Annotated in this window: 11 protein-coding genes; 6 read left to right on the top strand and 5 right to left on the bottom strand. The window is 44.4% G+C overall.

From position 1 onward, the window contains the following. The first annotated feature begins 34 nt into the window (after positions 1 to 34). From ACUJFK_RS10160 to ACUJFK_RS10180, 5 genes are all read left to right on the top strand, one after another. On the top strand, positions 35 to 628 hold the full coding sequence (locus tag ACUJFK_RS10160; RefSeq protein ID WP_226751608.1) for a GNAT family N-acetyltransferase: 594 nt from the start codon (positions 35 to 37) through the stop codon (positions 626 to 628). A gap of 129 nt (positions 629 to 757) precedes the next feature. After that, positions 758 to 1,396 carry a LysE family translocator gene (locus ACUJFK_RS10165; RefSeq protein WP_445424758.1) on the top strand — a complete coding sequence of 213 codons (639 nt, stop codon included), beginning with the start codon at positions 758 to 760 and terminating at the stop codon, positions 1,394 to 1,396. Between the two features lie 92 nt (positions 1,397 to 1,488). Next, the gene (trhO, locus tag ACUJFK_RS10170) at positions 1,489 to 2,403 is read left to right on the top strand and encodes an oxygen-dependent tRNA uridine(34) hydroxylase TrhO (protein WP_445424759.1); all 915 of its coding nucleotides are present in this window, start codon (positions 1,489 to 1,491) and stop codon (positions 2,401 to 2,403) included. Positions 2,404 to 2,568: 165 nt separating this feature from the next. Continuing rightward, positions 2,569 to 3,117 carry a cytochrome b gene (locus ACUJFK_RS10175; RefSeq protein ID WP_445424760.1) on the top strand — a complete coding sequence of 183 codons (549 nt, stop codon included), beginning with the start codon at positions 2,569 to 2,571 and terminating at the stop codon, positions 3,115 to 3,117. A gap of 14 nt (positions 3,118 to 3,131) precedes the next feature. Next, entirely contained in the window at positions 3,132 to 3,701 is a 570-nt protein-coding gene (locus ACUJFK_RS10180) for a YceI family protein (RefSeq protein WP_324295601.1), read from the top strand. A 73-nt stretch (positions 3,702 to 3,774) separates the two neighbouring features. Here ACUJFK_RS10180 and ACUJFK_RS10185 read toward each other — a convergent pair whose 3' ends face one another. From ACUJFK_RS10185 to ubiG, 5 genes are all read right to left on the bottom strand, one after another. Next, the gene (locus ACUJFK_RS10185) at positions 3,775 to 4,737 is read right to left on the bottom strand and encodes a tetratricopeptide repeat protein (protein ID WP_445424761.1); all 963 of its coding nucleotides are present in this window, start codon (positions 4,735 to 4,737) and stop codon (positions 3,775 to 3,777) included. A gap of 66 nt (positions 4,738 to 4,803) precedes the next feature. Beyond that, positions 4,804 to 5,061, bottom strand: a complete 258-nt coding sequence (yfaE, locus tag ACUJFK_RS10190) for a class I ribonucleotide reductase maintenance protein YfaE (RefSeq protein WP_226751602.1) — start codon at positions 5,059 to 5,061, stop codon at positions 4,804 to 4,806. Between the two features lie 5 nt (positions 5,062 to 5,066). Further along, a complete protein-coding gene (gene nrdB / locus ACUJFK_RS10195; protein ID WP_226751601.1) occupies positions 5,067 to 6,197 on the bottom strand; it encodes a class Ia ribonucleoside-diphosphate reductase subunit beta in 1,131 nt (376 codons plus the stop codon). 106 nt (positions 6,198 to 6,303) lie between these two features. Continuing rightward, positions 6,304 to 8,595 (bottom strand): class 1a ribonucleoside-diphosphate reductase subunit alpha, encoded by a 2,292-nt coding sequence (gene nrdA, locus ACUJFK_RS10200; protein WP_445424762.1) that lies wholly within the window; start codon positions 8,593 to 8,595, stop codon positions 6,304 to 6,306. 344 nt (positions 8,596 to 8,939) lie between these two features. Next, the gene (ubiG, locus tag ACUJFK_RS10205; RefSeq protein WP_445424763.1) at positions 8,940 to 9,650 is read right to left on the bottom strand and encodes a bifunctional 2-polyprenyl-6-hydroxyphenol methylase/3-demethylubiquinol 3-O-methyltransferase UbiG; all 711 of its coding nucleotides are present in this window, start codon (positions 9,648 to 9,650) and stop codon (positions 8,940 to 8,942) included. Between the two features lie 188 nt (positions 9,651 to 9,838). On the opposite strand from ubiG, the gene gyrA reads away from it, so the two are divergent. Next, positions 9,839 to 12,466 (top strand): DNA gyrase subunit A, encoded by a 2,628-nt coding sequence (gyrA, locus tag ACUJFK_RS10210; RefSeq protein ID WP_445424764.1) that lies wholly within the window; start codon positions 9,839 to 9,841, stop codon positions 12,464 to 12,466. The last annotated feature ends 76 nt before the right edge of the window (positions 12,467 to 12,542 follow it).

The raw sequence follows: 12,542 nt of genomic DNA on the forward strand, positions 1-12,542 counted from the left end.
TTTTAACATGTTATTGAGTCAAAAGGGGCTTAATTTGTCCAAATTATCTTCTGCTAACTTTTCTGCAACCGCGGTTGACATTCTGCCTTTAACGATTAAACACTTTGATCAAGTGACCCTACTGGCGAACGAGGTGCATGGTGCCGGTTATATGGATAACGAAAAACTCGCTGTTATGCAGCAGCAAGGGGTTTGCCAAGGCCTCAATGCCAGCTTTGTTGCGCTGGCCGCACAGCAGGTGCTCGGTTACCGCCTGAGCTTTGCTGCCGGACAATGGCAGCCTGACGAATGGTGTAGTTGCGAACGTTGGCCGGTACCTGTTTCGACGATGGCTTACTTTAAATCGGTAGCGGTAAGTCCAAAACTACAAGGTCAAGGTATAGGCCAACGCTTACTGCAGCAATCAAGCTTAGCGTTAAAACAGCAAGGTGCGCGTGCTGGCTTGGCTCATCTATGGCGAGAATCACCCCATAACAGTGCGGTACGTTACTTTAGTAAAGCGGGTGGTGAACTGCTTAAAATCCATGAAAACCGTTGGCAAGCGCTATCCTATCAGGGGTATGCCTGTCCTGTATGTGAAGGGATCTGTTGCTGTAGTGCGGCTGAAATGGTCATTGTGTTTAAGTAGCGCCTTCGTTTAAGTTATGCATTTAGGCTTTTAACTGCATTGCTTTTCATAAGCTTAGACAAATGGTAAGTAGCCTTTGGCGCTGACAATCTTTACAATTACCGAAAAATTATTTACTGAGTGAATTTCATGAGTTTTTGGCCTGAATTTTTAGTGATTGCCGCTGCCCATTTGCTGGCGGTTGCCAGTCCCGGCCCTGATTTTGCTATTGTGCTGCGTTATGCCGTGCGTTATGGTCGTAAAACCGCTGTTTATGCCAGTTTAGGCATTGGTGCCGCTATTTTATTGCACGTCTCATATTCTTTGATTGGTATTGGGGTACTAATCAAAACCACCCCCTGGTTATTTCAATTATTGTCGCTTGCAGCCGCGTTGTATCTAATTTATTTAGGGCAGGGCGCTATTCGCGCGCAAGCCCCTAAATTAGGCGCCACTGCTGATGTCACTGCGGGTAATGAACAGCTACCTAGTGCTAAAAAAGCCTTTAGCACCGGTTTTATTACCAATGGCCTTAACCCTAAAGCCACGTTATTTTTCTTATCGTTATTTGCCGTGGTAATTTCTGCACAAACGCCATTGTTATTTAAAGCGATTTACGGCCTTTACATGGCCGCGATGACCGCGGTGTGGTTTTGCATGCTCTCTTACTTATTGACTCAGCAGCGTATTCGGCATTTTTTACTGTCTAAAGGATTTTGGTTTGACCGCCTGATGGGCGTGTTATTGTTGTTATTAGCAGGTCACTTGTTAATTAGCAGTTTTAGCTAAGACCTGCTTGGTGAGTGCGTGTATTGTCGATATAATGTGTGCTGTTTTTAATTGCACTGGATTTACGATCCAGCCGAGCAAGAGGATAGATAATGTTTGTTGTTGCTGCTTTATATAAGTTTGTTGATTTACCCGATTTCGAAGACCTGCGTGAACCTTTATATAATCAAATGGTTATGCATAAAGTCAAAGGCACCTTATTGCTGGCGGCGGAAGGCATTAATGGCACAATTTCTGGCCCGCGGCAGGGTATTGATGCGGTTAAAACTTGGTTAGAAAGTGACGAGCGCTTTGTTGGCATGAGTTACAAAGAGTCATTGGCGCAAGAACAAGCGTTTTACCGTACCAAGGTAAAATTAAAGAATGAAATCGTCACCATGGGTGTGCCGGGTATTGATCCTAAGCATATTGTGGGTACCTATGTAAAAGGCGAAGAATGGAACCAATTAATCAGCGATCCTGAGACTATCGTTATTGATACGCGCAATGATTATGAGGTGGCCATTGGTACCTTTGAAAATGCCATTAACCCCAACACTACAAATTTTCGTGAGTTCCCACAATGGGCTGCCGAGAACTTGGATAAAACCAAACACAAAAAAGTGGCTATGTTTTGTACTGGCGGTATTCGCTGTGAAAAATCCACGGCGTTTTTAAAAGAGCAGGGCTTTGCTGAAGTCTATCATCTTGATGGCGGTATTTTAAAGTATCTTGAAGAAATGCCCGAGCAACAAAGCAAATGGCAAGGCGAGTGTTTTGTTTTTGATCAGCGTGTCGCCGTAAAACACGGCCTTGCTCGAGGCAGTTATGATCAATGTTATGCTTGTCGGATGCCTTTGTCGGCTGTTGAAATGGCTTCAGAACATTATGCAAAAGGCCTTAGCTGCCCGCATTGTTATCAAAAGACCACTGACGAGCAAAAAGCCGCTTTTGCCGAGCGGCAACGTCAAGTTGAATTGGCTAAGTTACGCGGCGAAAAACACATCCGCGATGGTAAATTTGAATAAACGGTCATAGCCTCATTTTACTAACAACAAGCCAGCGTCTAGCTGGCTTGCTTGTTTTAGCTGTTCCACTGCCAATCCCGCCTATTAAATCGAATGAATATTGCTGATTAATGCAATTTAACTTTAATTAAATTGATATATGATGACCTTGCACAGGAGATAAACATGCTTAAAAACAGTCAACACCATTATGGATTAATCAGTGTTTTACTGCATTGGCTGATGGCCTTTATGGTTATTGGTTTATTTAGTCTGGGTGTCTGGATGGTCGATTTAACGTACTACAGCAAATGGTACCGTATCGCCCCTGATTGGCATAAAAGTGTTGGGATGTTATTGGCTGTGTTGTGGTGTATTCGTTTGTTATGGCGCCTGTTCAGCCAACAACCCAAAAGCATCGCCAGCCACCGCGCTTGGCAGAGATTGCTCTCTGGCGTAGTACAAGCTTATTTGTATTTGGCGATGGCATTGATGGTGTTGAGCGGTTATCTGATCTCTACTGAAGATGGCCGTGCTATCTCCGTATTTGGTTGGTTTGACGTGCCGTCACTTGGGGCATTGTTTAACCATCAAGCCGATATTGCGGGTTTAGTTCATGAATATGTTGCCTACAGCCTAATTGCCTTTGCTTCAATTCATGGCTTAGCGGCTTTAAAACATCACGTTATTGATAAAGATCAGACGTTGAGTCGCATGCTCGGCCGTAAACTTTAATCTTGGAGAATATGATGAAGAAATTATTATTGGCTGCAACGCTGGCTACATTGTCGGCTTTACCGGTTCATGCCGCAGATTATGTTATTGATACGCAAGGTGCCCATGCCTTTGTGCAATTTAAGATAAGCCATCTTGGCTACAGTTGGCTGTATGGGCGTTTTAATACCTTTGCCGGTGACTTTAGTTACGATGCTGCAGATCTCACCGCTTCCAAGATCCAGTTATCTATCGATACTAACAGCATTGATTCTAACCATGCAGAGCGCGACAAGCATTTGCGTGGCAGCGATTTTTTAAATGTTGCTAAACATCCCAAGGCGACATTTGTAAGTACTAAGGTTGTTGCCAAAGCTGGCGATAACTTTGATTTACACGGTAAACTCACTTTAAATGGTGTGACAAAAGAGGTGGTCATTGCGGCTGAGAAAATCGGTGAAGGTCAGGATCCGTGGGGTGGTTATCGTGCAGGTTTCGCGGGCACCACTTCTTTTGCTTTGAAAGATTTTGGGATTAATTACGATTTAGGCCCAGCATCTAGCACTGTCTTTATGGAATTGAGCGTTGAAGGCATAAAACAGTAAGGGACTGATAAAAAAGGCGACGCTGCTAGATGCCAGGTCGCCTTTATTTTTTAGTCGCTACTGACGCATTAGCTTATTGCTGTAATAAGCTTCCTAATTTAGAACGTGCATCTAAAAAGTCTTGCTCTTTAGTTAATACTTCTGCGATTTGCAGATACAAGCTACGTGCTTTGTCTTTGTTACCTTGCTGCAAATACAATTGTGCTAAGCGCAGTTTTGCACGGCTGATTCGGCTTTGTTGGCTGCCTTGGTAATAAGCGAGATAGCTTTCAAGTGCCTCAATACCTTGCTGCTGATAGTGATTGGTAAATACCGCCAGCCGGCCAATTTGAAAGCGACTGCTATATTGTTGTATCGGATCAGTTAAAAAGGGTAAGGCTTTTAAATAGGCTTCTTGCGCCGCTAAATAGGCATTTTGCTGGGCAAGTAAGGTTGCTTTGCGTAGTAACAAATCGGGTTGATTAATACTGAGCTGCAGTTGCTGTTCCAGCATAGCTAAGGCTTCATTTAAGCGTGACTCATTCACCGCAATCATCACCTTGGCCAAAACCCCTTGTACCGCATTTAATTGCTGTAAACGGTTCGCTTGCTCAGCCGCTAATGATTTACTACCGCCGACATTTGCTGGTGCGGTTTGGTAAAAAGTAATTAACGCTTGTTGTGCCGGATAGAAATGCGCATCGAGTTCAACCGCTTGTTGAAATAAAGCCAGGGCGTCAGTTGCGCGTTTTCTGGCTTGAAATAATGAACCGTCATTGGCTAAGGCCACTTTATTTAGCGCCGCTTGGGTCAAAATGGCCACATCGTTTGGATAGGCAATAACTAACTCATTAAGCAGGGTGTTGGCTTCTTCACGTTGCTGTTGCTGGATCAGCGTTTTTGCTTTTAACAATTGTAAGGCGGCATTAGGTTCAACTTGCTGCAGTTGTTGCAATAATTGCGGATAGCGTGCTTGCTCAAACAGTTGTTGTAACTCAGTGGGTACAGTGCTGGTGGTAGGCAAACTTAACAGCAGGGAGAGCAAAACAGATTTCATGAATTAGCGGATCACTTAGAGAAACTAATGGGCTAATTTTGCGCGAAATAACAAAAAATAGCTATCCTATTTCGGAATTTCTATTTCAATGTTACTGGCAGGAACGCTACAACAAGGCAGGAATTCGCCACGACGAACATAGGCTAAAGGTTCTTGTAAATAGCGAACTTGGCCACTTATCAGCGTACAACGACAGGCTCCGCAAAATCCTTCACGGCACTGAAAGTTAAGGGTGTGTTGCTGTTTTTCCAGAAAATCGAGCAAATTGCGCTGGCCGCTATCGTACTGTAGCGGCGCTTGCGCATTAACGATCACTTCAGTCATTATGCTTAGAGATCAAAGTCGCCAAATGAGCCACTATCAACTTCATTATCAATTTGGCCAACCAAATAAGAGCTGATTTCTGACTCTTGAGGTGCAACTTGTACGTTATCAGATACTAACCAAGTATTGATCCACGGGATCGGATTTTGCGTGGTGCTAAAGCGCGCTTTTAAACCAACCGCTTGCATCCGGCTGTTGGTAATAAACTCCACATACTGACACAAGATGTCTTTGTTCAAGCCGATCATCGAGCCATCTTTAAACAGGTAAGCCGCCCAATCTTTTTCTTGCTCGGCAGCGCGCATAAAAATGGTATACGCTTCTTCTTCGCACTCTTTGGCGATCTCCGCCATTTCGGGGTCGTCATCACCGCTGGCCATAATATTCAGCATATGCTGTGTTCCGGTTAAATGCAGTGCTTCATCACGAGCAATTAAGCGGATAATTTTGGCGTTGCCTTCCATCAGCTCGCGTTCTGCAAAAGCAAAACTACATGCAAAGCTAACGTAAAAACGAATGGCTTCTAGTACGTTAACCGACATCAAACACAGATACAGCCGTTTTTTCAGTTCGCGCAGGGTGATACTGACCGTTTCACCATTGAGCACATGGGTACCGGCACCATGGCGTTGATACAGGTTAATACCATCGATCAATTCATCGTAGTAACGTGAGACATCTTCAGCACGCTCTAAGATTTTCTGGTTCAACATAATGTCGTCGAACACTTTGTGCGGCTCAGACGAGATATTCCGCACGATATGCGTATAGCTGCGACTGTGGATGGTTTCGCTAAATGCCCAGGTTTCAATCCAGGTTTCAAGCTCTGGGATAGAAACGATAGGTAATAGCGCGATGTTAGGTGAGCGACCTTGCACGGAGTCCAGCAACGTTTGGTACTTTAAATTGCTTAAAAAGATATGTTTTTCATGTTCAGGTAACTGCTGAAAATCGATACGATCCTTGCTGACATCGATTTCTTCAGGCCGCCAGAAGAAGCTCAGTTGTTTTTCAATCAGCTTTTCAAAAATGGGATACTTTTGCTGGTCATACCGTGAAACATTGACAGAATTACCAAAGAACATCGGTTCTTTCATTTGGTCGTTCATGTTGCGGTTAAAAGTCGTATACGCCATGTTAGTTACTAATCCTGAGAAACAAAGTGATAAACATCATTGGGTTAAACAGCACCCTAAACGATTGTATTTATGGTGCTAGCCAAGCAGGCTAGCACCACACTGACTAAATTTTACAAGCACCGCCGGCACAACCATCATCTTCTTCTGCTGCGGCCGCTTTAATATCATCTTGCAAGTCTGCTGCACCATCACGAGTATTGTGGTAGTACATGGTTTTAACCCCAAGTTTGTAGGCGTTAAGCAGATCTTTCAGTAAGACTTTCATCGGTACTTTACCGCCAACAAACTTAGCGGGATCATAGTTGGTGTTCGCCGAAATGGTTTGGTCGATAAACTTCTGCATGATCGCGACTAAGGCTAAGTAACCATCGTTAGTCGGAATATCCCAAAGCAATTCGTACTGATCTTTTAAGCGTTCATATTCTGGAACAACTTGTTTTAAAATACCGTCTTTGCTGGCTTTAACACTGATATGGCCACGTGGCGGCTCGATACCATTGGTGGCGTTAGAGATCTGCGAAGAGGTCTCTGACGGCATCAAGGCCGATAAAGTAGAGTTACGTAAACCATATTGTTGAATATCTTTACGCAGTGTTTCCCAATCTAGATGTAAGGGTTCTTGGCAAACTTTATCTAAATCTTTTTTATAGGTATCAATTGGTAAAATACCTTGCGCATAAGTGGTCTCGTTAAACTTCGGACAAGGGCCACGCTCTTGCGCTAGTTTCATTGACGCTTTTAATAGGTAAAATTGAATCGCTTCAAAGGTGCGGTGCGTTAAACCGTTAGCGGAACCGTCAGAGTATTTCACGCTATTTTTTGCCAGATAATAGGCATAGTTGATCACACCTACACCCAGAGTACGACGGGCAATCGATGCCGAGTAAGCCGCTGGGATAGGATAGTCTTGATAATCTAACAAACTATCTAATGAACGTACGGCTAGGTCAGCCAACTCTTCTAATTCAGATAAATCAGTAATGGCCCCTAAGTTAAACGCAGATAAGGTGCACAGGGCAATCTCACCATTAGGATCGTTTACATGCTCAAGTGGCTTGGTAGGTAAGGCAATTTCCAAACAGAGATTACTTTGACGCACTGGCGCAAGCTTAGGATTAAACGGGCTGTGAGTATTACAGTGATCAACGTTCTGTAAGTAGATACGGCCGGTACTGGCACGCTCTTGCATGAACAAGGTGAACAGTTCAATGGCTTTTATCCGTTTTTTGCGAATTTTGCTGTCGGCTTCGTACTTCACATATAAAGCATCAAACTGCTCTTGATCTTCAAAGAAAGCATCATACAAGCCTGGCACATCCGATGGGCTAAACAAGGTGATGTAGTCGTCTTTGATTAGACGGGTATACATTAAGCGGTTGAACTGCACACCGTAATCTAAATGACGCACGCGGTTTTCTTCAACACCACGGTTGTTTTTCAGAACAAGCAATGATTCTACTTCTAAATGCCAAAGTGGGTAGAATAAAGTTGCCGCGCCACCACGCACACCACCTTGCGAACAGCTTTTAACTGCAGTCTGAAAATGCTTATAAAATGGGATACAGCCAGTATGAAAGGCTTCACCATTTCGAATAGCACTGCCTAAGGCGCGAATACGTCCGGCGTTGATACCGATACCCGCGCGCTGACTCACGTATTTGACGATAGCGCTTGAAGTCGCATTAATCGAGTCTAAGCTATCGCCACATTCAATTAACACGCATGAGCTAAATTGACGGGTTGGGGTACGCACACCAGACATGATGGGTGTGGGTAATGAAATTTTAAATAACGAAGTGGCGTCATAGAAACGGCGAATAAAATCCAAGCGTTGGCTCTTCGGATAATTCGCAAACAAGCAGGCCGCGACTAAAATATATAAAAACTGCGCGCTTTCATAAATTTCACCGGTAACCCGGTTTTGCACCAGATATTTACCTTCTAATTGCTTCACCGCAGCATAACTGAAGTTCAAATCACGACCGTGATCGATAAAGCTATTAAGTTGATCTAATTCTGCTTCGCTGTAATCGGCCAGGATATGCGCATCATAACGTTTAGCTTCCACCATCTTAACCACATGCTTATAAAGGTGTGGTGGCTCAAATTGACCGTAAGCTTTTTTACGCAGATGAAACACGGCTAAACGCGCCGCCATATATTGATAATCAGGGGTGTCTTTCGAAATTAAGTCAGCCGCTGCTTTGATAATGGTTTCATGAATGTCTGAAGATTTAATGCCATCATAAAACTGGATATGCGATTTCAATTCTACCTGTGATACCGACACGTTCGCTAAACCTTCGGCTGCCCAAGTGATCACTCGGTGGATTTTATCTAAATCGAGGGGTTCACGGCGGCCATCGCGCTTGGTCACAAAAAGAGTTTGAGTCATTGCTGAAGTATTCCGTTTCTTTTTAATCATAAAGGGATGCGTGTGCAAAACACGGTGATAAAATAAACCCGTGTTGCTGCTGTATTACACAACATATGGGTGTATTTCTAAATTCGATCACAAGATAGAGTGGATTAATGATTTTTGCAAGAGAGGAATTGCGGCAAAATTTCGGAATGTTTAATCTAGTAAGTAGCTGCTAACCTGACAGTCAGTGTGCCGGGTATCACGCATTTTAGGCAAGTGTTTTATGCTAAAAATGCGTAAAAAAATCATTTGTTCTAATAAGCAGCGTTTTAAGTTTATCTGGTTATTAAGCCGCCTAGTTTAGGCGGCTAGCTGTCTTATGCGGGTTTGCGTGCCACCACAAAATAATTAACGTCTAACCCAGGGCCAATTTTAAAGCTGTTATAAACCGGATTAAAGTGTAAACCGGTCGCATCCACAACCTCTAAGCCGGCCGCTTCGATAAAGCGCATCAGTGTAGAGGGGCGAATAAATTTATCAAACTGATGCGTCCCTTTAGGCACGATCCGTAATAAATGCTCTGCACCTAAAATAGCCATTAAATAGGCTTTTGGCGTTTTATTAATCGTCGAAAAAATCAAAGTGGCGCCAGGCGCAGCTAAATCGGCACAGGCTTGAACCACTGAAGCGGGCTCAGGCACATGCTCTAACATTTCCATGCAAGTGACTAAAGCAAACTTAGCGGGGTGCATTGCGGCAAACGCTTCGGCCGTGCTTTGTTGATAATCAATCGTCAGAGCGCTGTCTAAAGCATGCAAACGCGCCACATTTAAACTCTCACTGGCCATATCAATTGCGGTGACGTTAGCACCGGCCCGTGCCATGCTTTCCGCTAAAATACCGCCGCCACAGCCCACATCAAGTGTTGTCGTTTCAAAAATACCACCGACTTGATCGCAAATAAAGCCTAAACGCGTCGGGTTTAACAGATGTAAAGGCTTAAATTCACCTTCTGGATCCCACCAGCGGGCAGCGATATCATTGAATTTCGCGATCTCTGCGGGATCGACATTAGTATGCGTTGTCATAATGCTAACCTTGTTGTTTTTTGTCATTATAAGGCCTTGATCTGTTATGGCAAAGACAGCAATCTTTATACAAGGCATAAACAGGCATGGCAAGGCGCTGATTCTGTGGTAGAATCCCGCGTTGTCTCGCGCTGTAGAAGATCAAAAAAAGCGAGTTATCTATTTGATTTAAGGGAAAATAACGTTTTATGACAGATCTGGCCAAAGAAATAGTCCCGATTAATATCGAAGAAGAATTAAAAAATTCTTATCTCGATTACGCGATGAGCGTCATTGTAGGCCGCGCCTTACCCGATGTGCGGGACGGTTTGAAGCCAGTACACCGTCGTGTGTTATTCGCAATGAAGGAATTGGGCAACGATTGGAACAAAGCCTATAAAAAATCGGCACGTGTTGTCGGCGATGTTATCGGTAAATATCACCCACACGGTGATAGTGCGGTATACGACACGATCGTCCGGATGGCTCAGCCATTCTCGTTACGTTATATGTTAGTAGATGGTCAAGGTAACTTTGGTTCCATCGACGGCGATTCTGCAGCGGCGATGCGTTACACCGAGGTTCGCATGGCGCGTATTGCACACGAATTGCTGGCTGACCTTGATAAAGAAACCGTAGACTTCGTGCCAAACTATGACGGCACCGAAATGATCCCTGCGGTTATGCCAACCAAAGTGCCTAATCTATTGATCAACGGCTCTTCGGGTATTGCTGTGGGTATGGCAACCAATATCCCGCCACACAACTTAACCGAAGTGATCGATGGCTGTTTAGCTTTAATTGCTAACCCAAACATTGAATTGCATGAATTAATGCAATATATCCCTGGTCCCGATTTCCCCACATCTGCGATCATCAATGGCCGTAAAGGTATTGAAGAAGCTTACCGTACGGGTCGTGGTAAGGTGTATATCCGCGCGAAAACCTTTATCGAAACCGATGAAAAAACCGGTCGTGAAGCGATTATCGTGCACGAAATTCCTTACCAAGTGAACAAAGCTCGCTTAATTGAAAAAATTGCGGAATTAGTTAAAGAAAAACGTATTGAAGGCATATCGGCTTTACGTGACGAATCAGACAAAGACGGTATGCGTATCGTTATTGAATTGAAACGTGGCGAATCAAGCGACGTCATGTTAAACCAGCTGTATGCCAACACTCAAATGCAAACCGTGTTTGGTATCAATATGGTGGCCTTGGCCAACAATCAGCCAAAGTTATTGGGCCTGATCCCGATGCTGGAATACTTTATTCTGCATCGCCGCGAAGTGGTTACCCGTCGTACTGTTTATGACTTACGTAAAGCGCGTGATCGTGCCCATATCTTAGAAGGTTTAGCCATTGCACTGGCCAACATCGATGAAATTATTGAACTGATTAAAACCTCTGCCAGCCCAGCCGAAGCGAAAGCTGGTTTAGTTGAGCGTGGTTGGAAACTTGGTGGCGTAACGGCGATGTTAGAGCGCGCTGGTGAAGATGCCGCACGACCAGAGTGGTTAGAAGCACATTTTGGTATTCGTGATGGTTTTTACTTCTTAACGGAACACCAAGCTCAAGCCATTCTTGATTTACGCTTACAAAAGCTGACCGGCCTGGAACATGAAAAGATCTTAGCTGAATATAAAGATCTGTTAGAACTGATTGCCGAGTTATTACATATTTTGGCCAGCCCTGAACGTTTAATGGAAGTAATTTGCGAAGAATTAGAAGCCATTAAAGCGCAGTATGGCGATGCTCGACGCACTGAGATCCAGGATAATATGCTGGATATCAATATCGAAGATTTGATCACCGAAGAAGATGTTGTGGTGACCTTATCGCACCTTGGCTATGCCAAGTACCAACCGTTGAGCGATTATGAAGCGCAGCGTCGTGGTGGTCGTGGTAAAGCGGCAACAACGGTTAAAGACGAAGATTTTGTTGATAAGCTGCTGGTCGCCAGTACCCATGATACGATTTTATGTTTCTCGAATCGTGGCCGGATGTATTGGATGAAAGTCTATCAATTACCGCTGGCCAGCCGTACCGCGCGTGGTAAACCGATTATCAACTTATTACCGCTGGAAGAAGGCGAGCGTATTAACGCCATTCTACCGGTACGTGAGTACGAAGAAGGCAAATATGTGTTTATGGCCACGGCCAATGGTACCGTGAAGAAAACGGCGTTAACAGATTATTCGCGTCCACGTGCCAACGGTATTATTGCGGTTAACCTAAACGAAGGCGATCACCTGATTGATGTCGCGATCACTGACGGTAGCAACGAAATCATGTTGTTCTCAGATGACGGTAAAGTGGTACGCTTTACTGAAGATCAAGTACGCGGCATGGGCCGAACGGCTACCGGTGTGCGCGGTATTCGTTTACGTGAAGGAGGCAGTGTTGTTTCACTGATTATCCCGAACGGCGATAACCCCATCTTAACAGTTACTGAGAACGGCTACGGTAAGCGAACAGCATTAAGCGAATACCCAGCGAAGAGCCGGGCCACACAAGGCGTGGTATCGATTAAAGTGTCTGAGCGTAACGGCTTGGTGGTGGGTGCTGTGCAAGTGTCAGAAAGCGATGAAATCATGATGATTTCAAACAAAGGCACCTTGGTACGTACTCGTGTGAAAGAAGTCTCTGAAGTCGGCCGTAACACGCAAGGTGTTATCTTGATCCGTACTCAAGAAGGTGAAAAAGTGGTTGGCGTGGAACGCATTGATGAGATCCAAGAGGATGAAATCTTAGCGGTAACCGAAGAAGGCGCAAGCCGTACGCCAGAAGTACAAGACAGCCAATTAGCACAAGATGCCAGTGGCGAAGAAGAGTAACCCCAAAAAACGAGCGCTTTGGCGCTCGTTTTGTTTTTAGAATAAAAAATAACCAAGGCCAGTTTGAAATTAACCA

Source organism: Alishewanella sp. HL-SH06, assembly GCF_052656265.1.